Source organism: Streptomyces sp. NPDC025793 (assembly GCF_055558375.1).
Map to the genome: position 1 here is coordinate 270,494 of NZ_JBVHMR010000006.1, position 22,820 is coordinate 293,313.

General features: G+C 71.6%; 22 protein-coding genes. 6 read left to right on the forward strand and 16 right to left on the reverse strand.

All coding sequences use genetic code 11. The features are described from left to right. Positions 1-19 precede the first annotated feature (19 nt). Genes hypD through ACZ4MF_RS15585 form a run of 5 tightly spaced genes read right to left on the reverse strand, consistent with a single transcriptional unit; the run spans position 20 to position 5,013 of the window. Positions 20-1,141, reverse strand: coding sequence for a hydrogenase formation protein HypD (gene hypD / locus ACZ4MF_RS15565; RefSeq protein ID WP_467492523.1), 1,122 nt, complete (start codon positions 1,139-1,141; stop codon positions 20-22). Then, complete coding sequence (locus tag ACZ4MF_RS15570) at positions 1,138-1,482, reverse strand: HypC/HybG/HupF family hydrogenase formation chaperone (RefSeq protein WP_356033151.1); 345 nt, start codon at positions 1,480-1,482, stop codon at positions 1,138-1,140. Before ACZ4MF_RS15570 ends, hypD begins: the two co-directional genes overlap by 4 nt. Positions 1,483-1,492: 10 nt before the next feature. Beyond that, on the reverse strand, positions 1,493-3,865 hold the full coding sequence (hypF, locus tag ACZ4MF_RS15575; RefSeq protein WP_467492524.1) for a carbamoyltransferase HypF: 2,373 nt from the start codon (positions 3,863-3,865) through the stop codon (positions 1,493-1,495). Continuing rightward, complete coding sequence (gene hypB / locus ACZ4MF_RS15580) at positions 3,862-4,611, reverse strand: hydrogenase nickel incorporation protein HypB (RefSeq protein WP_467492525.1); 750 nt, start codon at positions 4,609-4,611, stop codon at positions 3,862-3,864. Before hypB ends, hypF begins: the two co-directional genes overlap by 4 nt. 3 nt (positions 4,612-4,614) lie before the next feature. Next, a complete protein-coding gene (locus tag ACZ4MF_RS15585) occupies positions 4,615-5,013 on the reverse strand; it encodes a hydrogenase maturation nickel metallochaperone HypA/HybF (RefSeq protein ID WP_467492526.1) in 399 nt (132 codons plus the stop codon). 86 nt (positions 5,014-5,099) lie between these two features. On the opposite strand from ACZ4MF_RS15585, the gene ACZ4MF_RS15590 reads away from it, so the two are divergent. Beyond that, positions 5,100-5,513, forward strand: coding sequence for a helix-turn-helix transcriptional regulator (locus ACZ4MF_RS15590; protein WP_356033141.1), 414 nt, complete (start codon positions 5,100-5,102; stop codon positions 5,511-5,513). Here the strand turns inward: ACZ4MF_RS15590 and ACZ4MF_RS15595 are convergent. The 10 genes from ACZ4MF_RS15595 to ACZ4MF_RS15640 form a co-directional block, all read right to left on the reverse strand. Then, positions 5,489-5,605 carry a DUF6893 family small protein gene (locus ACZ4MF_RS15595; RefSeq protein ID WP_467492527.1) on the reverse strand — a complete coding sequence of 39 codons (117 nt, stop codon included), beginning with the start codon at positions 5,603-5,605 and terminating at the stop codon, positions 5,489-5,491. The two genes, ACZ4MF_RS15590 and ACZ4MF_RS15595, sit on opposite strands and share 25 nt — an antisense overlap. A 3-nt stretch (positions 5,606-5,608) precedes the next feature. Further along, positions 5,609-6,160, reverse strand: a complete 552-nt coding sequence (locus tag ACZ4MF_RS15600; protein ID WP_467492528.1) for a hydrogenase maturation protease — start codon at positions 6,158-6,160, stop codon at positions 5,609-5,611. Next, on the reverse strand, positions 6,157-7,566 hold the full coding sequence (locus ACZ4MF_RS15605; RefSeq protein WP_467492529.1) for a hypothetical protein: 1,410 nt from the start codon (positions 7,564-7,566) through the stop codon (positions 6,157-6,159). Before ACZ4MF_RS15605 ends, ACZ4MF_RS15600 begins: the two co-directional genes overlap by 4 nt. Next, positions 7,563-8,210 carry a DUF6084 family protein gene (locus tag ACZ4MF_RS15610; protein WP_467492530.1) on the reverse strand — a complete coding sequence of 216 codons (648 nt, stop codon included), beginning with the start codon at positions 8,208-8,210 and terminating at the stop codon, positions 7,563-7,565. Before ACZ4MF_RS15610 ends, ACZ4MF_RS15605 begins: the two co-directional genes overlap by 4 nt. Beyond that, positions 8,207-8,836: a DUF5947 family protein gene (locus ACZ4MF_RS15615; RefSeq protein WP_467492531.1), complete on the reverse strand. Its 630-nt coding sequence runs from the start codon at positions 8,834-8,836 to the stop codon at positions 8,207-8,209. The genes ACZ4MF_RS15610 and ACZ4MF_RS15615 overlap by 4 nt, the downstream gene beginning before the upstream one ends. Continuing rightward, complete coding sequence (locus ACZ4MF_RS15620) at positions 8,833-9,744, reverse strand: NifU family protein (protein WP_467492532.1); 912 nt, start codon at positions 9,742-9,744, stop codon at positions 8,833-8,835. The genes ACZ4MF_RS15615 and ACZ4MF_RS15620 overlap by 4 nt, the downstream gene beginning before the upstream one ends. 35 nt (positions 9,745-9,779) lie before the next feature. Beyond that, positions 9,780-11,561, reverse strand: coding sequence for a nickel-dependent hydrogenase large subunit (locus tag ACZ4MF_RS15625; protein WP_467492533.1), 1,782 nt, complete (start codon positions 11,559-11,561; stop codon positions 9,780-9,782). 19 nt (positions 11,562-11,580) lie between these two features. After that, entirely contained in the window at positions 11,581-12,663 is a 1,083-nt protein-coding gene (locus ACZ4MF_RS15630; protein ID WP_467492534.1) for an NADH-quinone oxidoreductase subunit B family protein, read from the reverse strand. 127 nt (positions 12,664-12,790) lie between these two features. Next, the gene (locus ACZ4MF_RS15635; protein WP_467492535.1) at positions 12,791-13,663 is read right to left on the reverse strand and encodes an alpha/beta fold hydrolase; all 873 of its coding nucleotides are present in this window, start codon (positions 13,661-13,663) and stop codon (positions 12,791-12,793) included. Positions 13,664-13,777: 114 nt separating this feature from the next. Further along, positions 13,778-15,247: an MFS transporter gene (locus ACZ4MF_RS15640; protein WP_467492579.1), complete on the reverse strand. Its 1,470-nt coding sequence runs from the start codon at positions 15,245-15,247 to the stop codon at positions 13,778-13,780. 297 nt (positions 15,248-15,544) lie between these two features. Here ACZ4MF_RS15640 and ACZ4MF_RS15645 point away from each other — a divergent pair, with 297 nt between their 5' ends. From ACZ4MF_RS15645 to ACZ4MF_RS15660, 4 genes are all read left to right on the forward strand, one after another. After that, on the forward strand, positions 15,545-16,387 hold the full coding sequence (locus ACZ4MF_RS15645) for an MBL fold metallo-hydrolase (protein WP_467492536.1): 843 nt from the start codon (positions 15,545-15,547) through the stop codon (positions 16,385-16,387). 113 nt (positions 16,388-16,500) lie between these two features. Next, positions 16,501-17,061: a nitroreductase family protein gene (locus ACZ4MF_RS15650; protein WP_467492537.1), complete on the forward strand. Its 561-nt coding sequence runs from the start codon at positions 16,501-16,503 to the stop codon at positions 17,059-17,061. Between the two features lie 188 nt (positions 17,062-17,249). Continuing rightward, a complete protein-coding gene (locus tag ACZ4MF_RS15655) occupies positions 17,250-18,311 on the forward strand; it encodes a PI-PLC domain-containing protein (RefSeq protein WP_467492538.1) in 1,062 nt (353 codons plus the stop codon). After that, a complete protein-coding gene (locus ACZ4MF_RS15660; RefSeq protein WP_467492539.1) occupies positions 18,304-20,970 on the forward strand; it encodes a lectin in 2,667 nt (888 codons plus the stop codon). The genes ACZ4MF_RS15655 and ACZ4MF_RS15660 overlap by 8 nt, the downstream gene beginning before the upstream one ends. A gap of 10 nt (positions 20,971-20,980) precedes the next feature. Here ACZ4MF_RS15660 and ACZ4MF_RS15665 read toward each other — a convergent pair whose 3' ends face one another. Then, positions 20,981-22,411 (reverse strand): M14 family zinc carboxypeptidase, encoded by a 1,431-nt coding sequence (locus tag ACZ4MF_RS15665; protein WP_467492540.1) that lies wholly within the window; start codon positions 22,409-22,411, stop codon positions 20,981-20,983. 247 nt (positions 22,412-22,658) lie between these two features. Between ACZ4MF_RS15665 and ACZ4MF_RS15670 the strand changes: the two genes are divergently transcribed. Next, a complete protein-coding gene (locus tag ACZ4MF_RS15670) occupies positions 22,659-22,808 on the forward strand; it encodes a hypothetical protein (RefSeq protein WP_467492541.1) in 150 nt (49 codons plus the stop codon). Positions 22,809-22,820: the final 12 nt, after the last annotated feature.

Here is a 22,820-nt window from a genome sequence, read left to right on the forward strand (position 1 = left end):
ACCGGTCGCGTCGAGTGCGTCAGCCAACGGAACTCGCCTCCTCCGTGGTCGGCACCTGGAGCCTGCGGTAGAGGTAGTAGGCCGCGCAGGCGCCCTCGCTGGAGACCATGGTGGCGCCGAGCGGGTTGCGCGGGGTGCACTGCTTGCCGAAGGCGGCGCACTCGTGCGGCTTGATCAGTCCCTGGAGGACCTCGCCGCTGCGGCAGACCGTGGACTCCCGGGTGTCGATGTCGGCCACCGAGAAGCGGTGTTCGGCGTCGTAGTCCCGGTACCGGGAGGACAGCCGCCAGCCGCTCTGGGGGATCACGCCGATGCCGCGCCAGGGCCGGTCGGTCACCTCGAAGACATCGGCGAGCATGGCCCTCGCGGCCGGGCTGCCCTCGGGCTGTACGGCGCGCGGGTAGGCGTTCTCGACGACGTGCCGGCCCGTCTCCAGCTGCCGTACCGCACGGCGGATCCCCTCCAGGATGTCGAGCGGTTCGAAGCCGGTCACCACGATGGGGACCTTGTGGCGTTCGGCGAGCTCGGGGTATTCGCCGGTGCCCATCACCGTGCAGACGTGACCGGCCGCGAGGAACGCCTGCACCCGGCAGTCGGGGGAGTTCATGATGGCGTCGATCGCGGGCGGCACCCGCACGTGCGAGACGAGCAGGCTGAAGTTGGTGATGCCGAGCTTCTTCGCCTGGTACACGGTCATGGCGTTGGGCGGTGCCGTGGTCTCGAACCCGATCCCGAAGAACACCACTTGGCGGTCCGGGTTGTCCTGGGCGAGGCGCAGCGCGTCAAGCGGGGAGTAGACGACCCGCACGTCGCCGCCCTCGCTCCGCACCTTGAAGAGGTCCCGTCCGCTGCCCGGCACGCGCAGCATGTCACCGAAGGAGCAGAAGATCACCTCGGGGCGGGAGGCGATCTCCAGCGCCTTGTCGATGGTCTCCAGCGGGGTGACGCAGACGGGGCAGCCGGGGCCGTGGATGAGCTGGATCTCGTCCGGCAGCAACTGGTCGATGCCGTGCCGGATGATCGAGTGCGTCTGTCCGCCGCACACCTCCATCATCGACCAGGGCCGCGTGGTGAGCGCCCTGATGTCGTCGAAGAGGTGCCGGGCGAGCACCGGGTCGCTGAATTCGTCGAGGTACTTCATGGCCGGCCCTCCTCGTCGGCATCCTGTGCGGGTCCCGGTGGGGGCGTGGTGCCCGCGGGGCGCTCCGCACCGGCGTCGCGGGCAGCCTTCGCCCAGGCGTCGCCGAACTCCTCCTCCAGGACCCCGAGGTTCTCGAAGAGTTCCAGGGTCTGTTTCGCGGACTCCTCGTCCAGTCGTTGCAGCGCGAACCCCACGTGCACGATCGCGTAGTCGCCGACCTGCATCTCGGGCACGTACTCCAGACACACGTCCTTGATCACGCCGCCGAAGTCGACCTTCGCCATGCGGGTCGCGTCCCGTTCCTCGATCTCCAGCACACGGCCGGGAACGGCCAGGCACATGATGAGCTCCTCACGTTCCGGTCCGGGCGGCGACGATCAACTGCCCCAGGGCCAGGCCGCCGTCGTTGGGGGGCACCTTGTGGTGTGCGAGGACGGCGAACCCGTCCCGTTCCAGTGCGCCGCGGCAGCCCGAGGCGAGCAGGGTGTTGCAGAACACCCCGCCGGACAGGGCCACCGTGCCGACTCCCGTGCGCTGCCGTGCCGCGCGGCACATGTCGAGGACGAGTGCGACGACGGCCTCGTGGAACCGGCGGGCGATCCGCCCCGCCGGGATCCCGGCGAGCACCTGCACGGCCACGGCGGCCAGCACCGGTCCGGCGTCGGCCACCAACGGGGCGCCGGGGGCGTCGGATTCGGGCCGCAGCGCGAACCGATACGCCGGGCCGTCGTCCGCCGCGTCGCCGGGTTCCGCCAGCGCCGCGCACTCCAGCTCCATCGCGGCCTGCGCCTCGTAGGCGACCCGGTGGCAGACACCCGTCAGCGAGGACACCGCGTCGAACAGACGGCCCATGCTGGACGTGGGGACGCAGTTGAAGCCGCGCGCCAACTGCCGCTCCAGCAGGGCTCGTTCACCGGGCGTGGTGACGCGGACGCTCGGCAGCCCCGGGCTCCACGGCAGCCCCGCGGCCCACAGGTGGGACAGGGCCATCCGGTACGGGTTGCGTACGGCCGCGTCGCCACCGGGCAGTGGTACGCGGCGCAGGTGGGCGAGGCGCCGGTACCCGTCGTAGTCGGCGAGCAGCACCTCGCCGCCCCAGACGGTGCCGTCGTCGCCGTAGCCGGTGCCGTCGAAGGCCACCCCGATGACCGGCGCGGAGCCGTCGAGGCCGTGCTCGGCCATGGCCGAGGCGATGTGCGCGTGGTGGTGCTGCACGCGGGCGACCGGCAGCCCGCGCTCGTGGCCCGCGCGCACGGCCCACTGGGCGGACCGGTAGCCGGGGTGCAGGTCGGCCACCAGCAGCCGGGGCGCGACGGAGGTCAGGTCCGCCAGGTGGGCCGTGGCCCGCTCGAACGCGGTCAGGGTGGCCAGGTCGTCCATGTCGCCGACGTGCGCGGACAGCCAGGCGTACCGGTCGTCGCCCACGCAGAAGGTGTTCTTCAGGTCGCCGCCGACGGCGAGCGCCGGTACGACCGGCGCGGGCAGGGCGACGGGGAAGGGGGCGTAGCCGCGGGAGCGGCGCACGGGGAGTTCCGCGCCGTCGCAGACGCGGACCACGGAGTCGTCGCACGGCACGTGGATGGGCCGGTCGTGCAACAGCCAGGCGTCCGCCAGCCCCTCCAGCCGGCGCAGTGCGTCCGCGTCGTCGGTGGCGATCGGCTCGCCGGCCCGGTTGCCGCTGGTCAGCACGAGCACGCGGGGGCCGGGCGGGTCGCCGGGCAGGCCCAGCAGCAGCCGGTGCAGCGGCGAGTACGGCAGCATCACCCCGAGGTCGGGGCTGCCGGGGGCGACGTCCGCCGTCACGTCGCCCGGCGCCGGTGCGCGGCGGCGCAGCAGGACGATCGGCTTGCGCGGGCCGAGCAGCAGGGCGCGTTCGGCGTCGCCGACGTGGGCGACGCGCTCGACCGTCGCCATGCCGTCGGCCAGCACGGCGAAGGGCTTCGCGCCGCGGTTCTTGCGCTTGCGCAGGGTGCGTACGGCCAGTCGGTCCGACGCGTCGCAGGCCAGGTGGTAGCCGCCGATTCCCTTCACGGCGACGACGGCCCCGGCTGCCAGCATCCGGCGGGCCTCGGCGAGCGCCTCGCCGTCCCGGGCGACCCCGGGTGCGTCCGGCGCGCCGGGCAGGGTGTGGGCGGTGCCCGGCGCGTGCAGCAGGGCGAGCCGGGGACCGCAGCGCGGGCAGGCGATCGGCTGGGCGTGGAAACGCCGGTCGGCGGGGTCGCCGTACTCGCGGGCGCAGTCCGGGCAGAGCGGGAAGCCGGCCATGGTCGTGGTGACCCGGTCGTACGGCAGTCCGGTGATGATCGTGAAGCGGGGACCGCAGTGGGTGCACGTGATGAACGGGTGCCGGTGGCGGCGGTCGTCCGGGTCGGCGAGTTCGGACAGGCAGGCGTCGCAGGTCGCGGTGTCCGGGGAGACGAGGGTGCGCCCGGGGCCGCCGCCGGAGGGGCGGATGGTGAAGCCGCTGTCGTGATCGAGGGGGACGGCGTGGTGCTCGACGGACTCGACCACGGCGAGCGGCGGTGCGCGGGTGCCGATCTCCTCGCAGAACGCCTCGACGGCGGCCACCGGCCCTTCGACCTCGGTGTCCACGCCGCCGGCGTCGTTGGCGACCCAGCCGGTGAGCCCGTGCTCGGCCGCGAGCGCGTGGACGAACGGACGGAAGCCGACGCCCTGGACGACACCCCGCACGGTGACGTGCCGACGCGCGCGTGCCGTGGTCATGGCGCCGCTCCCGGTACGGTCGCCGTGCTCGGCCCGTGCCGGTGCGGCAGGCCCTCGTGCTGCCGCGCCAGCACCGGCGTGTGCGGCGCCCGGCCGTCGGCGCAGGCCATGACATGGGCGAGCAGGTCGTCGACACCGGCCCCGGTGCGGGCCGAGGTCTCGAAGACGGGGACGTGCGGGTTGACCTGCCGGAGCCCGGCGAGGAAACCGGCCCGGTCGAAGCCGACGGCGTCGGAGAGGTCGCCCTTGGTGACGACGACGGCCTGCGCCAGCCCGAACGCGGCCGGATACTTCAGCGGCTTGTCCTCGCCCTCGGTGACCGACACCAGCACGATCCGCAGGCTCTCCCCGAGGTCGTAGGAGGCGGGACAGACGAGGTTGCCGACGTTCTCCACGAACAGCAGCCGGGTGCCCTCGGGCAGCCAGGGCTCCAGCCGGGCCTGGAGCATCCCGGCCTCCAGATGGCACAGGCCGTCGGTGAGGATCTGCCGGACGGGGGCTCGGGAGCGGGCCAGCCGCCGGGCGTCGTTCTCGGTGGCGAGGTCGGCGGTGACGGCCGCGACCCGTGTGCCCCGCGCGAGGGCACGGGTGAGCAGGAGCTCCAGCAGCTCGGTCTTGCCGCTGCCGGGACTGGACATCAGGTTGACGGCGATCGTGCCGTGCCGGTCGAGATAGCGGCGGAGCGCGGCGGCGTTCTCGTCGTTCCTCGCGAGCACGGCCCGGTGCAACTCGACCGAGCGGCACATGGGCTACCTCCGGGTGGGGGAGCGCTCCTTGTCCGAGGCGGCAGGGGCGGCGGGGGCCGGTTCGGGGCCGGGGTCCGTGACCAGCCGGACGATCTCCAGCTCACGGCCGGAGAGCAGGACGAGCGGTCGGGCGCACGCCTCGCACCAGAGCACCGGGGGCATCCCGGTGGGCCCCTCACGGCCACAGCCGTCACAGCGGGCTCGTCCTTCAACAGTGTCGATCAGCAGCTCGGCGCCCGCCAGCGCGGTGCCCTCGGCGGCCACCGCGAAGGAGAACTCCAGCGCCTCGGGGACGACCGCGGCCAGCTCACCGATCCGCAGCGCCACCGACCGCACGACGTCCCCGCCCGCCAGCGGGCGCACCTCGTCGACGACGGCCGTGGCGATGGACAGCTCGTGCATGTCCGTTCCCTCCTGACCTCCTGTTTCTCCCGCGCCCTGGCTCTCGGATGGGGCGCGTGAGGCGGATTGGCTAGGCTGAGAGAGCGATGAACCCGTACGAGGCCGAACGCCGCACGCTGCTCACGCCCGTTCTGCTGCTGTTGCTGGCCGAGCGCCGGGGACACGGCTACGAACTGGTGCGCAGACTGGTCGACATGGGCTGGCCGGACGCGGAGTCGGCACACGTCTACCGCGTGCTGCGGGGGCTGGAGACCGGCGGCGCGGTGACCTCGCACTGGGACGCCTCGGACCACGGACCGGCCCGGCGCGTGTACGCGCTGACCCATCAGGGCGCGATGGAACTGGCCCTGTGGTTCGTGCGACTGGGCGAGCTGCACGGCATCCTCCATGTCTTCCTGGAGCGCTACGTCCAGCTGGCGGATGCCACCGCCACCGCCTCCGGTGACGACCGGCCGTCGGCACCCCTGCCCACCGCTCACATGCGTCGCATACGCAAATAGCGGGTGATGTCCGCCAGGTTCCGCACCATCTCGTAGGCGAGCACCAGACCGACCGCGAGGCCCGTCCAGGCCAGACCCGGGTGATCGTTCATGGGTCAACTCCTCGTCGCTGTGAGTGTCGCCCGTCGCGCCAGATCCGCGACGAGATCGGCGGCGCGGTCCACCGCTGCCGCCACCGGCGGGGTGAGCCCGATGCCGTCGCCCGCGTCGCCGGGCTCGCAGCCGACGACGTAGAGGTGGTCCGGCAGGGTGCCGCCCGTGGCGGCGTGCAGGTTCCGCGTCAGCCGCAGTACGGCGGCCGGATCCATCGCGTGGCCGTCCGGCGGGCCGGGACCGCCGCCGGTCTCCGTGCCGTCGTCGTACTCCGCCGGCCGGCCCGCGTCGATCGTGTAGAGCGTGCCGGGAGGGCCGTCCCGGTGCACGGCGTCCACCAGGACGAGCGTGCCCCAGCCGTCCAGCAGCCGGTAGGCCAGGTGCAGCCCGCGGATGCCCACGTCCATCAGCTCCGTTCCCTGCGGCAGCGCGCCGGGGCCGCGGCGGGCCAGGCGCTGGACGGTCTCCACCCCGAACCCGTCGTCCCGCCGGAAGACATTGCCGATGCCGGCCACGAGCACGGGCGGGCGGCCCGGCGCGGGTGCCCCGGTCATGGCTCCTCCTCGGTGGCGGTGAGCGGCCTGACCTCGTCGGGCCGGAAGTACAGGAACCGGCCCTGGGCGCGGCGCAGATCGGTTCCGGGGTCGTCGGCCAGGACCACCGCGAGGTGCGTCTCGCCGTCCAGATCGGTCACCACGGCCTCGACGGTGGCGTGGCGCCCGCGCAGGAAGGCGTCCTGTGCGTCCGTCCGGCGGGCGCCCGGGGCGAGCACGACGAGGCTGCCGGCGCCGACCAGGACGCCGTCGACGACCACCGACGCGAACGCCTCCGCGGCCTCGGGGTCCGCCTGCGGGTCCCACCAGGGGTGCCCGGTCCCGGCGGGCAGCTCCGGCCCGGGCCCGGGGGTGGGTGGCGCCGTGCCGTCGCGCAGCTCACGGAGCGTGCCGTGCAGCCGGTCGCGTACGGCCGGGGGCATGCTGTCGACGAGGTCGATGACCTCGGCGGCGCGCGGATCGGTCCCCCGCGCCTCGCGTTTCTCCCGGTCGGTGAGGGCCGCCGTGCGCAGGGAGAGGATCTCGTCGATCTCCGTGCCGTCGTAGAGCGGCCCCGGGCTCTCCTCGGCGAGCGCGGGATGGTCCTCCAGGATGATCGGCGCCGACAGGACGACGTCGTCCGTGTCGTCGGCGCCCGCCAGGACGGGCCAGGTGTGGTCGTTGTGGCAGGCGGCGACCTCGGCGCGGGCCCACTCCGGCGGGTCGGTCATCGACAGGAAGTGACCGCCCGGCGCGGAGAGCAGCAGATGGGTGCCGATCATGGCGTGCGCGAGGGCGGCGGAGCGTCCGGTCCCGGCCGGGGGAACGGCCGTGGTGTTGCGCACCGCGAGGGTGAGCCGCAGGACCCGGTACGGGCCGGGCAGTTCCTCCAGGACCGGGGCCAGGGTGCCGGTGACGCGCGCGGTCCGGCGCACGAGCCGGCCCACGGTCCGTCCGGCGGCGTCCGTCACCGGTTCCCGGCTCGTGGCGGCGGGCAGGTCGAACGCCACGTCCAGGTCCTCGCCCTCCGGGGGCGGCACGCGGACGGGCAGATGGATGCGGATGCGTTCCTCCTCGCCCTCGTCCCACGGCACGACGATGCGGTCCGGCAGCTCCAGTTCGGACACCTCGACAGCGCTGCCGTCGGCGGCGAGGCGCTGGACGGTGCGCCGCCGGACCCGCAGGAAGCGCAGCTCGACATCCACCTTCGGCGCGCCGCGCGGCTCCAGCAGGCACTCGGTGCGCAGCGCGCAGGTCTCGCCCGGCGCGGTCAGGGCGGGCGGGTACAGGACCCCGAACTGCCAGCGCAGCCGGTTCTTCGCCGCCGAGGCGCGGTACGGGTAGAGCACATAGCCCTCGTAGAGCACCGCGTCGGCGACCGCGCGCGCGTGGGCGAGCGTGTCCTCGGTGTGCCGGGCACCGGTCATGGCGCTCGCCCCCCGTGCGCCTCGGCGGCCGTCAGAAGCTCGGTGAAGACCTGCTCCCAGGACGGCAGGGCATGCCGGGACCGGTAGCGGCGCAGCTCCTCCAGACAGTCGTTGCGTACGCGAATCCAGCCGGTGCCGGGAAAATACGCTTCGATCATGTCCCGCCAGACCTGCACCGGCATCCGGAACGTGGACTCCTTGTGCCAGGGGATGGGCTCGGCGCGGAATCCCCGGCGCCCGGTGAACACGGTGCCGGAATACAGCAGCAGGAGCGGTATCTCACCCTTGGTGAGCGCCCGGAAGTACGACGCGGAGGCCACCTCCGTGTCGTAGGTGCAGGGCACGGGCATGTCGACCTCGGTCACCCCGGTGAAGGCCGGCACGGTGAGGGACACGTGCGCGAACTGGAGGGGTTTGAGCGTGGTGCTCCAGCGTCCCGGTTCACCGAACAGGTCGGCGAGCATGTCGACCTCCTCCGGTTCGTAGGTGCGGTGGGTGGGCTCGATACGGATCTGGCAGCGCAGGGCGACGGCGTGTACCGGCTGATGGTCGCTTTCCTCGATCCGCAGTCCGAACAGCAGCGTGGGACCCGTGCCGTACGCCTCCGGACGTACGCCCGTGCAGCTGAACTCAAGGTCGGTCATGGCGCGTCCCCGGGGCCGAGGGGGCGGGCGGCGGCCCGGACGCGCTCGAAGAACGCCGCGAGGTCGGCGCGTGCCTCGGAGCCGCCGTCGAACCCCTTCCAGTGCAGGCGCATCCGGCCGACCAGTTCGTAGCAGACGTCCACCGGGACCAGCGCGCACAGGCCGGGCCCGGAGCCGTCCGCCCGCTGGACGAGGAGGGCCTCGACGTCGGGTTCGAGCAGTGCGGTCAGCCGGGTGCGGCCGAGGACCTCGTCCCAGGTCCGCGGATCGAGCTCGCTCTCGGTGGCACCCGCCGGGCTGGGGTAGAAGGCGCACAGCCGGTCCAGGGCGGAGTTGCGGAAGAAGAAGGCGAGCCCGACGGGGATCTGGAGCCGGGCGCGGTCCTGTTCGTCCAACTGGAAGGCGGGGTCGACCAGATAGCGGGCCGGTACGGCCCGGAACCGGCCGCCGCCCGACCCGGGCCGGTCCAGCAGCAGATGGCAGGAGGGGCAGACGCACTTGAGGGAGCGCAGCCGGGTGTCGACCAGGTGCCGGTGCTCGGCGGGCAGCGGCTCGCCGCACAGTTCGCACCGTTCGCCCGGCGGCGGGGGCCGGCGGGCGAACTGCCGCAGGAGGTCCGTGGTCATGGCACCGCCTCCGGACGCTCGGGCAGCGCGACGCGCACCGCGCCGTCCTCCTGCAACAGGGGGAGCGGGTCGAGGTGCCCGTCGGCTCCGACGCCCGCGTGCCGTACGTCGTAGTCGGTGCCGCAGCCGGCGCAGCGCAGCAGGTCTCCGGCGAGCACGGCATCACCGAGCCGGGCACCGCACACCGGACAGTGGTCGCGGTAGGCGTACAGCCCGCCCGACAGCCGCACGAGCAGCAGGCGGGCGTCGTCCACCTCCGCCGTGACCAGGGTCTCCTCCCTGCGCGGGAGCCGGTCGGCGACGACGGTGTGCCAGTGCGCGGGGCCCGGCGCCGCACCGTCGGCGGCGCGTGGGCCGGGCGCGTCGTCGGGCGGACGGGGCAGGATCTGCAGCAGCGGCGGTCCGGAGTCGGCGGTGGCGCCGGCGCTCTCGACGTCGATGCGGACGATCTCGGGGGCGAGCCGGGCGACGGCCTCCTCGATCGTCCAGCGCACGGTCTGGGCCGACGACGGACAGCCGTCGCAGCTGCCGCGCAGCCGCAGCCGGAGGACCGGCCCGTCGTCGGCAGCGACGTCGAGCCCGGTGACCTCGACGTCGCCCGCGTGCGAGCCGAGGTAGGGGCGGACCCGGTTCAGGGCCCGCTCGACCCGGGTCAGGGTGTCGTCCGGATGCAGGTCGTGCAGGATCAGCAGATCGGCGACGAGTTCGTCGGCGACGAGGACGGCGACCGGGTCCGCGCCGGGCGGGGCGTTGCGCAGCAGCCGCACCGCGCGGGTGAGCCCTTCGCCGTAGAACTCGACCAGTGTGCGCACCAGTTCATCGGCCCTGGCGCGGACCTCGGGGTCGGCCGTGCGCCCGAGTTCGTCGAGGAGGGCGGCGATCCTCCCGCCCACGTCCGGTCCGGCCATCGACGGGCCCTCCTCTCACGCGGGGTCAGGCCGGATCAGGCGGACAGCCCGCTCAGGCCGGTGGGCAGGTGCGTGTGCTCGACGGTCCGCCCGCCGCCGACGTACATGTGCACACCGCACGGCAGACAGGGGTCGAAGCTGCGCACGGCGCGCATGATGTCGATGCCCTTGAAGGTCTCCGGTGGGTTCTCCTCGAAGATCGGCGTGTTCTGCACCGCGTCCTCGTACGGACCCGGGGTGCCGTAGGTGTCGCGGACACTGGCGTTCCACGGGGTGGGCGGGTACGGGTGGTAGTTCGCGATCTTGCCGTCGCGGATGACCATGTGGTGGCTCAGCACTCCGCGGACGGCCTCGGTGAAGCCGCAGCCGATCGACTCGTCCGGCACGTCGAACTTCTCCCAGGTCTGGGTGTGCCCGGCCCGGACCTCGGCCATCGCCTGCTCGGCGAAGTGCAGTGCCGCGGCGGCCGCGTACGCCTGGAAGTAGGTGCGCGCGCGGTTGCGTTCGATGGCGTTGCTCCACTTCGGGATGTGCCACTCCAGGGTGGTCTCCGGCTTGGTCATGGTGCGCGGCAGACGGATCTGGACGCTGTCCCCGGTGGCCTTCACATATCCGATGTCGACCAGCCCGGACAGGGCCGTGGACCACAGCCGGGCGATGGGGCCGCCGCCGGTGTCCAGGGCGAGGTGGTGCGTGCCGTCGAACCAGCGCGGGGACATCACCCAGCTGTACTTGTCCTCGAAGTCGCGCTTCTGCGGGGCGGGGATGGTGTGCTGGTTCCAGGGGTGGCGTTCGTCGACCTCGTGGCCGAGCGGGTCGTACTCGACGAACTTCTCCATCCCGGCCCAGTCCTCGTAGTACGAGGAGCCCAGCAGGATGCGGATGCCGAGGTTGATGTCGACGAGGTCGTTGGTGATCAGCTTGCCGTCGACGATGATGCCCGGGGTGACGAACATGTGCCGGCCCCAGTCGGACATCCGGGCGTAGCTGAAGTCGCAGTGCTCCGGATCGTTCAGCGCGCCCCAGCAGCCCAGCAGCACCCGCCGCCGGCCGACGTCCTCGTATCCGGGCAGCGCCTCGTAGAAGAAGTCGAAGAGGTCGTCGTGCAGCGGGACGACGCGCTTCATGAACTCCACGTAGCGGGTGAGCCGGGTGAGGTAGTCCGTGAAGAGCTGCACCGTGGCGACGGTGCCGACGCCGCCCGGGTAGAGCGTGGAGGGGTGCACATGGCGGCCCTCCATCAGACAGAACATCTCCCGTGTGTAGCGGCTGACCTGGAGCGCCTCGCGGTAGAACTCGCCCTCCAGCGGGTTCAGCGAGCGCATGATGTCGGCGATGGTGCGGTAGCCGTGCTCGGCGGCGTGCGGGGCCTCGGTGCGCTCGGCCAGTTCCAGCACGCCCGGGTTGGTCTCCCGGACCATCTTCTCGCAGTAGTCGACCCCGACCAGGTTCTCCTGGAAGATGTTGTGGTCGAACATGTACTCCGCGGCCTCGCCGAGGTTGATGATCCACTCGCCCAGGTGCGGGGGTACGACGCCGTACGCCATGTTCTGCGTGTACACCGAGCACGTGGCGTGGTTGTCGCCGCAGATGCCGCAGATGCGGCTGGTGATGAAGTGTGCGTCCCGCGGGTCCTTGCCGCGCATGAAGACGCTGTAGCCGCGGAAGACCGAGGAGGTGCTGTAGCACTCGGCGACCCGCTTGGCCTTGAAGTCGATCTTCGTGTGGATGCCCAGGCTGCCCACGATGCGGGTGATGGGGTCCCAGGACATCTCCACCAGGCTGCCACCGGCCGGCTTGTCCTTCACCGTCGCCATGATGCCGCTCCGATTCCCGTCACCACGGCGCTCGGTAGCCCGTGGTGAGCTTCTTGCCCTTGGTCCGCCACTTCGGTTCCCGGTCCACGGTGTGCTCCGTGAAGTGCCGCAGCCGCCGTACGACCGAGCCGTAGACCGTGCTGGCCGTCGACGAGACCTGCGCCCCGGGCGGCTCGTCCATGAACGGCATGAACTTGTCCGGGAAGCCGGGCATCGTGCAGGCGATGCAGATGCCGCCGACGTTCGGGCAGCCGCCCACACCGTTGATCCAGCCGCGCTTGGGCACGTTGCACTTCACCACCGGGCCCCAGCAGCCCAGCTTCACGAGGCACTGCGGCGAGCCGTACTCCTCGGCGAACTGCCCCTGTTCGTAGTAGCCCGCCCGGTCGCAGCCCTCGTGCACGGTGGCGCCGAACAGCCAGGTCGGCCGTAGCTCCGCGTCCAGCGGGATCATGGGTGCGGCCCCGGCGGCCTGGTACAGCAGGTAGAGCAGTGTCTCGGAGGCGTTGTCCGGATGCACCGGGCAGCCCGGGACGCACACGATCGGGATGCCCGCCTGGGACTTCCAGTCCCAGCCGAGGTAGTCGGGCACCCCCATGGCACCGGTGGGGTTGCCCGCCATCGCGTGGATGCCGCCGTACGTAGCGCAGGTGCCCATGGCCACCACGGCGAGTGCCCTCGGGGTGAGCCGGTCGAGCCACTCGCTGGTGGTGATCGGCTGGCCGGTCTCCGGATCGTCGCCGAAGCCGCACCAGTAACCCTCCGGCTTGACCCGCTCGTTCGGGATGGACCCCTCCACGACCAGCACGAACGGGTCGATCTCGCCCCGCTCGCCCTTGAAGAACCAGTCGACGAAATTGTCCGCCCCCTGTGCCGGACCGCACTCGAAGTCGATCAACGGCCAGTGCACCGCCACCTTCGGCAGCCCGGGCAGTGCTCCGAGCGCGAGTTCTTCGATGCTCGGCTGGCTCGCGGCGGTCAGGGAGACCGAGTCCCCGTCGCAGCTCAGACCGGCGTTGATCCAGAGTATGTGTACGGTCGGTTCGTCCCGCTGATCAACAGAGGCGGCCGGATCGGCCACGGTGTCGGTCGAGGCATTCATGAACCCTCCTCGAATCTGCGCAGGGCGACGGGGTGGTCCGAGACAACCCCCTTTCGGTGTAGCACCGTCGGCAGCGCGCGGGTAAGTGCGATCCGGCCCTACCGGTACGGCCGCCCGATCCGGAGGGTCAGGGGACGAGGACGCGTGCGAGGAAGTCGCGGATGTGTCCGGTGATGGACTCCAGGTGGCTCTCCAGGGCGAAGTGCCCGGAGTCGAGCAGATGGATCTCGGCATCGGGCAGGTCCTGGCGGAACGCCTCCGCGCCCGCGGGGCCGAAGATCTCGTCGCCTGCTCCCCAGACTGCCAGCAGCGGGACCCCGGAGTCGCGGAAGTACTGGTGGACCTGCGGGTAGAGGTCCACGTTGGTGGGATAGTCGCGGAACAGCCCGAGCTGGATCTCGTCGTTGCCGGGGCGGTCCAGCAGGGCCTGGTCGTGGACCCAGTTGTCGGGGCTGACGAGGCTGGGGTCGGGGACGCCGTTGACGTACTGCCAGCGTGTGACCTCGGGTGTCAGGGCGCCGCGCATGGGGCCTTCGGTGTCCGGTCCCGGGTTCTTGGCGTAGGCGAACACGCCCTCCCAGAAGGGCTGGACGAAGCCCTCTTCGTAGGCGTTGCCGTTCTGGGTGATGATCGCCGTGACGCGGTCCGGTGCCTGGAGGGCGAGACGCCAGCCGATGGGGGCGCCGTAGTCCTGCACGTACATCGCGAACCGGTCGACGTTCAGGTGCTGGAGCAGGCCGGAGGTGATCTCCGTGAGCGCGTCGAAGGTGTACGGGAAGTCCTTCGGGGCGGGCATCGCGGACTGGCCGAACCCGATGTGGTCGGGGGCGATCACACGGTAGCGGTCGGCGAGCGCGGGGATCAGCCCGCGGAACATGTGTGAGCTGGTCGGGAAGCCGTGGAGGAGCACGACCACGGGTGCCTGGGGGCCGCCGGCCTCCCGGTAGAAGACGTCGAGACCGTTGACGGTGGCGGTGCGGTGGTGAACTGCGGGGGCCATGACTCTAACCTCTCTTTCTGGTGTCAGGGGTTACATGGTCGAGTCGAGCACGGTGTGATGTAACCTGTCAAGGTCTTTTTAAGGGTTAGAGTGACCGGTGGGGGGCGGCAGGGCTCAGGGCCGGCCGGGTGTCCGGTCGCGTCGCCAGTCGTACGCGGCGAGGGCCAGGGAGGCCGCCATGCCGACGAGAGCGGCGCCGATCGCGGTGAAGAGGGCGGTGGGGTAGTGGCCGCTCCTGCCGAGCGTGACGTAGAAGAGGCCGGGCAGGGCGGCGGTGCCGACCGCGGCGCCGAGTCGCTGTCCGGTCTGCAGGGCGCCGCCGGCGGCACCGGCCATGTGCACGGGGACGTCCCGCAGGGTCATGGTGATGTTGGGGGAGACCACGAAACCGCTGCCGACGCCGCCGAGGAACAGCAGGGGAGCGGCGGCCCAGGGCGCGGTGCCGAGGGGCGCGTAGCGCAGCAGGAGCGCGGTGCCGCCCAGGCCGACGAGCACGCCCGTGAGGCCGCAGACGGTGAGCGTGCGGCCGAACCGCTCCACGAGCCGGCCGGCGATCACGGCGGCGCTCGCCGACCCGACGGCGAAGGGGGTGACGGCAAGGCCGGAGCGGAGCGGGGAGTAGCCCAGGCCGTGCTGGTAGAAGAGCGCGAAGACCAGCCAGACACCGCTGAATCCGATGAAGTACAGCGTGCCGACGCAGGCACCGATGGCGTAGCCGCGCACGGTGCTGAACAGGCGCGGGTCGAGCAGCGGCTGCGCGCCCCGGGCGATGAGCCGGCGCTGCCACCGCGTGAAGACCGCGAGGAGGAGGACGCCGACGGGGAAGAGCCACCACAGTCGGCCGAGACCGCCCGAGTCGGCCTGGACCAGGGGATACATGAGCGCCAGGACGCCGAGGCCGAGGAGCACGACCCCGGGCAGGTCCACACGGCCCGGCTGCCGGCCGGCCCGTCGGCCCGAGCGGAGGGCGCGGGGCAGCAGACGGCGGCCCAGGAGGACGGCGACGACGCCGATGGGGACATTGACGTAGAAGATCCAGCGCCAGCCCTGCGCACCGGAGGCCAGGGCGAGGATGGCGCCGCCGGTCAGCGGGCCGACGGCGGAGGAGATGCCGACGGTCGCGCCGAAGAAGCCGAAGGCGCGGCCGCGTTCGGCGCCGCGGAACAGCTGCTGGATCAGCGCGGAGTTCTGCGGCGCCATGAATCCGGCCGCCAGCCCCTGCGCGAGCCGGGCCACGACCAGCAGCGTGATGTCGGGGGCCGCTCCACAGGCCGCGCTGAAGACCACGAAGCCGCTGAGGGCCAGCAGGAAGATACGGCGGCGGTCCAGTGCGTCGCCGAGCCGCCCGGCGGTGACGAGTGCGAGGGCGAAGCTGAGGGCGTAGCCGGAGACGACCCACTGCACCTGGGCGGCGGAGGCGTGCAGGTCACGCTGGATGGTGGGCAGCGCGACCGCCACGATGGTCACGTCCAGCAGGCTCATGAAGCCGGCGACCAGGGTGACCCACAGGGCCCGCCACCGCTGCGGGTCCGGCTGGTATCCGGGCTCCTGAGGTCCCGCCCGTCGGCCGCCCGCCGCCGGCATCGACGCAGTCACAGGGGCTCCTCTCCCCCGGTGCGCACCCGGACGGAGCACGTTCCCCACCAGCGCACAGGCACACACCACAGCCTGCAACCGGAACCCTCCCCGGAGCAGGTCCACAGGGCATGGAGGGGCCTTACCGGGTGCCTCGCCGGAGAGCCGTCACGCCAGGGTCACACCAGGTCGCCGACCGGGCGCGGTGCGAAGAGGAACGTTTGAGCACGCCCGTGGCGCCCATCACCTCCCACGCGACACCACATCTCTGGTCTGCCCGGCCGACGTTCTGCTGAGATGTGGGGCATGAGCTTCTCCGCTGACGGCGGTACGCCGGTCACGCCCGGCCCTGCGGGCCCGGTCCGGCAGAACCCGCACCAACTGCCGCACCGCCCCGGTCACTGGTACGAGCTGCATGAGGTGGACCAGGGCGTCGTACGGATCACCGAACCGCATGCCGACAAGCTGCTGAGGGCCAACCTGTGGTGGCTGCGCGGAACCGACCGTGACATCGTCGTGGACGCCGGTCTCGGCGTGGCCGCACTGCGCCGGGAGATTCCGGGGCTGTTCGAGCGGGACCCGCTGGTGATCCTCACCCACGCCCACCTGGACCACGTCGGCGGAGCCCGCGAGTTCCGGGAGCGGGCCGCGCATGTCGCCGCCGCCGAGGTGCTGGCGAAAGGCGTCCCGGCGAGCCTGTACGGGGCCGAACTCTACGAGAAACTCGGCCTCGACACGGACGGCCAAGCCGTACCGGACCTCCTGATCGACGCGCTGCCGCACGCCGCGTACGACCCGAGGAGCTACGACCCCGGTCCGATGACGGTCACCCACCTGCTCCGGGGCGGAGACACCGTCGACGCGGGCGGCCGGACGCTGACCGTCCTCCACCTGCCCGGTCACACGCCCGGATGCATCGCCCTTCTCGAAGAACGCACCGGCGCGCTGTACTCCGGCGACGTGATCTACAACGGCGACCTCATCGACGACCTCCCCGAGTCGGACCGCTCGTGCTACCGGCGCAGCCTGCAACACCTCACCGACCTCGACGTCTCCGTCGTCCACCCGGGCCACGGCCGCAGCTTCGGGCCCGACCGGCTGCGCGAGCTGACGTACGGATACCTGCGCGGAACGGAGTCGATCGGATGACCGACCGCTGTACGCCGCCCCGCGCGATGACGACGGTGCGGCCGTCCTGGCGCGCGCCCTGACCTCCGCCGACGTGGGGAATACGGCCGCAGGCCGGCTGGTTGCACCCCGGCATGCGACGCGATCACGAACCGCCCGCCCGCATCCATCCTCTGCTGGCCGGACGGTTCAGCCCCTACCGGTTCGACCCGTCGGCCGCCGTGGACGACGACTGCCTGGGTCTGCTGCTGGAGGCCGCGCGGTGGGCGCCGTCCGCCGGCAACTCCCAGCCCTGGGGCTTCTTCACGAGCCGGCCCGGTGAGCCGGAGCACGAGCGGGTGGCGCGTCACCTCGCGCCCAGCTCGGCCCGGTGGGCGACGGACGCGGGCCTGCTCGTCGTCACGCTGACGCACCGCCACGTCGACGAGACACAGCTGCTCTACTCCGAGTTCGCGGACTACGACCTCGGCCAGGCCATCGCCCACATGACCGTCCAGGCCCAGGCGATGGGGCTGGCGGCCCATCAGTTCCGCGCGTTCGACCTGGAAGGCCTCACCAAAGAACTGAGTCCGAACCCGGGATGGGCGATCGTCTCCATGATCGCGCTGGGGAAGGCGGCCGAAGCGCCGCCGGAGCGCCGCGTCCGGCGCAGCGTCGCCGATCTGCTGTCCGCTCCCTGGACTCTGTCGGAGTAGGCCCTGGCTGAACAGCCCTGCTTGAGCAGCCGTGCCGGAGCAGTGCGGAGGAGCGCCGTCGCGCGCCACACCCGTAACAGTTCCGGGATGTTGGGAAAGCGGTTACCGAGGCGTAGCCAATGGACGTCCGGCACCCCTAGGCTCTGCGCGACCACCACCGAGCACCGCCAGAGGGGATTGGCATGCGCATGATTGGCCGAAGAGTGCGGGCCCTGTTGTTGGCCGTCTCGGCTCTGCTGCTCGCCGCGACGACGATGCCGGCCGCGCACGCCGCCGACCTTGGCGGGGCGACGCTGGCCGAGGTGTCCGGCACCGGCATCCACAACACGTACAACGACAAGTCGGCGTACACCTACCTCGCCGACGCCCTGGACACCGGCACCTCCCTCGTGGAACTGGACACCTGGGCCAACGTGTTCACCGGCAAGTGGAACGTGAGCCACAGCAACCCGCTGGGCAGCGACAACAACTGCGTCAAGGCGAATACGGCGGCCGACCTCCACACGGGCGACCGCAACCAGAACCTGGACAGCTGCCTCGACGACATCCGGATCTGGCTGCGGGCCCACCCCGCAGGCCACCCGCTCATGGTCAAGATCGAGATGAAGAACGGGTTCGACAACACCCTCGGCATGAACCCGACCTCGTTCGACGCCTACGTCAAGGCACACCTCGGCAGCACCCTCTACACCCCCGCCGACCTGCTGACCAAGAGCGACGGCAGCCGCTACCCCGACCTCGACACCGCCGCCCGCGCGAACAACTGGGCCGCGAACACCGCCCTGAGCGGCAAGGCGGTCGTCGAGATCATCCCGGGCACCTTCGAGCAGGCCGTCGACCCCGCCTCCACCTGGGTGGACGTCGTCTACGCCCAGCACCTCAAGGACCTGGCCGCCGCCGGGACCATCGACCGGGCCGCCGTCTTCCCCAGCGTGCTCGGCGCACAGGCGGTGGACCCGCGCACCCGCTACAGCGACAGCACCCTGCGCCCCTGGTTCGTGGTCTTCGACGCGGACGCGGCCGCCTGGGTCGGCGACGGCGACACCCAGTGGTACGACGCCAACCACTACCTGACGGTCGTCACCGACGCCTACGGCGTGTCGCCCGCCCTCAGCTCGTCCGACCCCTCGCTGGCCGACGCCCAGGCCCGGGTGGCCGAACTCGCTGCCGACGGTGCCTCGTACATCTCCACCGACTGGATCACCGCTCCGGCGAACGGCGTGCTCGGCGAGGTGCTCACCCGTGGCTGACGCCCCGAACTCCCGCACGCTGCTGCGGGTCCTGGCGGCCGGTGCGACGGCACTCGCCTTCGCCCTGCCCGGCCAGCTCACCCCGTCGGCAGGGGCCGCGACGGCCGTCTCCGATCCGGTGCCGCTGGTCAATCCCTACATCGGCACCGGCTCCAACAGCGACTTCAGCGCCGGGAACACCTTTCCCGGCGCCGACGTCCCGCACGGCATGGTCCAGTGGTCCCCGGACACCACCTCGCGGCCCAAGGGCGGCGGTTACAACTACGCCGATTCCGCCGTCTCCGGCTTCAGCCTCACCCATGTCTCCGGCGTCGGCTGCGACGCGGCCGGGGATCTGCCCATCCTGCCCGTGGTCGGCTCGATCGGCTCCGACCCCGGCTCCACGACGGAGTCGTTCTCCCACGCGAACGAGACGGCGTTACCCGGCTCCTACTCCGTCTCCCTCGGCAACGGCACCGGCGTGGCCCTCACCACGACCACGCACGCGGGGATCGGCCGGTTCACCTTCCCCGCCTCCACCCAGGCCGACCTGCTCCTCAAACTGAACGGCACGCAGACCCCGTACGCCTCCTCGACGCTGAACGTGACGGGTGACGACACGGTGACCGGCTCGGTGACCAGCACCGGCTTCTGCGAGGCCACCAACCCCTTCACGGTCTACTTCGCCCTCACCTTCGACCACCCCTTCACCGCCGGCGGCTACAGCGGCGGCGAGTACCTCACCTTCGACACCACGAGCAGCCGGACGGTCGAGGCCCGGGTCGGCATCTCCTACACGTCGACGGCCGAGGCGGCCGCCAACCGGGACGCGGAGGTCACCGGCAAGAGCTTCGCCGACGTGAAGTCCGCCGCGACGACGGCATGGCGCGACGAACTGTCGAAGATCACGGTGAGCGGCGGCACCAGCGACCAGCAGCACGTCTTCTACACCGCCCTCTACCACGCCTGCCTCTTCCCCAGCGTGGTCAGCGACGCCGACGGCTCCTACCGCGGCTACGACGGCGCCGTGCACACCGTGACCAGCGGCCACGGCGCCCAGTACACCGACTTCTCCAACTGGGACACCTACCGCTCCGGGGCCCAGCTCACCGCGTTGTTCGACCCCCAGGCCGCCTCCGACATGGCGCAGTCGATCGTCAACGACTACCAGCAGGGCGGCACGCTCACCAAGTGGGGCATGAACACCGGCGAGACCCACATCATGGTCGGCGATCCGGCCGTGCCCGTGCTGGCCGACTACTACGCCTTCGGCGCACGCGACTTCGACACCGCCACGGCCCTGTCCGCCATGATCAAGGAACAGACCACCGACAGCGACGTCACCCCCGGTGTGACGTACCTGGACTCGTTCGGCTATCTGCCCACCAACTCGCTGTACGGCTGCTGCCACGAGTACGCCACCACCTCCACCCAACTGGAGTACGACACGGACGACTTCGCCCTGTCGGCGTTCGCGGGCGCACTCGGCGACAGCGCGAACCGGAAGAAGTTCCAGGACCGGGCGCAGGACTGGCAGAACATCTTCAACACGTCGTCCGGCTACATCCAGCCACAGCACTCCAACGGCCGCTGGATGGACGGGTTCAACGCCAAGCTGATCACCGGCACGTCGAGCAACGACTTCGCCGAGGGCGACGCCTTCACCTATACCCCGATGATCCCCTTCAACATCGCCAAGCTGGCGTCCCTGGAGGGCGGCACCTCGTCCCTGGCGTCGTACCTGGACAGCGTGCTCAGCGGCTACCAGGGCCTGGGCAGTGTGATCGGCACCCAGTCCAACATGGGCAACGAGCCCAGCATCGGGCTGCCGTGGGAGTACGACTGGGTCGGCGAGCCGTACAAGGCGCAGTCCGCCGTGCGCGCCGTCCAGGACCAGCTGTGGACCGACGCCGCCGGCGGTGAGCCCGGCAACGACGACCTCGGCGAGATGAGCGCCTGGTACGTCTGGTCAGCGCTCGGTCTCTACCCGGAGACTCCGGGCACCGCCGACCTGGCCCTCGGCAGCCCCCTGTTCACCTCGGCCGTGGTCACGGCGGGCGGGCACACGCTGACCGTCAACGCCCCGGCGGCGTCGGACGGTTCGCCGTACGTCCAGGCCCTGACGCTGAACGGCAGTGTGTGGAACAAGGCCTATGTGCCCGCCTCCTTGCTCGGCTCGTCCGCCGAGCTGGACTTCACCCTCTCCTCGACCGCCGACACCGGGTGGGCGTCGGACGCCTCGGCCGCACCCCCCTCCTACGACGGCACCCCGGGCACCGGCGTGGCCCAGCCCGCCGGCCCGCTCACCGAGACGGCCACCGGCAAGTGCGTCGACGACGCCGGGGCCGGGACGTCGAACGGCACGGCCGTCCAGATCTACACCTGCAACGGCAGCGACGCCCAGACCTGGAAGGTCGTCCCCGACGGCACCCTCCAGGTGCTGAACGACTGCATGGACGTCACCGACGGCGCGACGACCTCCGGCACGAAGATCCAACTCCACACCTGCAACGGCACCGAGGCCCAGCGTTGGCAGTCCGACAGCACGGGCGAACTCGTCAACCCGGTCTCGGGGCTCTGTCTCACCGATGCGAGCAACGGCGCCACGAACAAGACCCGGTTGGCCCTCGCCGCATGCGCGGGGAGTACCGGCCAGCGCTGGACCCTGCCGTCCTCGTGAGGCGGGATCGTCAGCGGTGTGCGGCGGACGTGGTGGTGTACGGCGACGTGGCGTGCTGGGCGGCGTACAGGAGCGCCGGTTCCATCTTCGGCCAGAAGTAGCTGTCCTGGCAGGAGAAGGGCGGTGTGAAGCCGTCGCAGCCGACGCCGTTGCTGTCGCCGATCTCGATGGTGAAGCTGGCGAGGCCGAGCTTGTCGTACGTCCAGTCGTCGGTCCCGCCCGAGGCGTTGTAGAGGATCTCGCCCGCCTGGCCGTACTGGTAGCCGGTCAGCGAGGCCATGTGCGCGGCCAGCGCGCGCAGGGCGGTGTCGTTGCCGGTGTGCACGGTGGAGTCGTACTCCCAGGGGAAGAGCACCATGCTCGCGTCGCTGTGCAGGGTGATCATCATGCCCTTGGCGTCCGACGGCGCCGGGGCGGTGTCGGACGTGCCGGTGCGCACGGCGGGGAACAGCGCGCGGAAGAGGTTCTCCAGAGCGCCGTTCTCCACCTCGGAGTCGGCCGAGGGGCCGTCGTAGGTCTGGTCGCAGGGGGCGCTGGAGGTGCCGGAGGTGTTCCAGTGAGTGCCGGCGTTGCGGTTGAGGTCGACGCCGATCTGGCTGTAGGCGCTCACGCCGCACCGGGAGCCGTGCGCGTCGTCGGCGTTCTTGCGCTGGAGGACGGGGTTGTCGCCGCCCGCCGCGACCATGTCGACGCCGTCGGGGTTGGCGTCGGGCACCACCCACATCTCGGTGGTGTCCATCAACGTGGTGATCGCCGAGTCCTTGCCGTAGCCGCTGGTCAGTGCGTCGATCCAGCGCCACGACATCTCACCGGTCGTCAGTTCGCGGGCGTGGATCTGGCTCATCAGGAAGAACCGCGGCTTGGCCGAGTTCGGGCTGAGCGCACAGTCGCCCGCCTGGAGTTTGGTGATGCATATCGCCTTGAGATCGCGGCCGCCGCGTCCGTGCTGTTTGAGCCATGACTGACCGTACGTCACCACCTTGGCGAGGTCGGGGTGTTGGGACGCGGTGGCGTCCAGGTGGGAGTACTGCGCGGTGACCGTGTGGTAGCCGCCGTCGAAGGTGTCGCCCGCGGCGGCGCGCGTCATCGCGGTGCGGGAGGGGATCGCCTCGGTCAGCGTCGTGGCGATCGCGGGGGTGAAGCCGAGCCGCCGCAGTCCGGCCGCGGTGGAGGTGTCGCCGGAGACGAACAGGGTGCTGCCCTGCCGCTTCTCCAGAAGGTCGTATCCGGAGTCGACGAGCCGCTCGGCGTCGGCGAGCGGATGGCGCGTGGGCACACGGTAGATGACGACCGTACGGTGCCCGCCGTGGGCGCGCCCGGTGCTGGTGGCGCGGCCCGCTGTGGCGTGCGCGCCGGTGCCGGCCTGTGCCACCTGCGGCAGCAGGGCCGCGGCGACGATGACGGCACCGGCGGTCAGGCCCGCCAGGCGTTTGTATGCCATGGAGGTGACCTTTCGTGGGGGATGGTCATCCTCAATATGGCATGTCCATGGTGAGAGTGGTACGGGGTGCGCGGCACGGCCCCGGGTTGGCCTGATCGCCCCCCCCCGAACCGAGCGGCGGCGCCGACAGCCTCCCGGCAGGCTTCGACTGGAGCGGCGGTCAGCTGTCGGAGCCCGAGCCGACCGGCCTGCGGCGGGACGCCCCGGCCGCACCCGCCCGCTTCGCCCTCCAGCCCGTCGGCCCCAGTTGATCGCCGCGCTCATCGAGGACGGGCGGGCCCGGCAGCTCAGCCGCCACCCGCACGTCCGCTTCGCCCCCGCCACCACCGGTCCGGCCAACCTCCTCGCGGCCGTCGCCGTCGACCACGTCCTCACCGTCGAGGTCACCCCCTCCTGACGGGGGAATCGG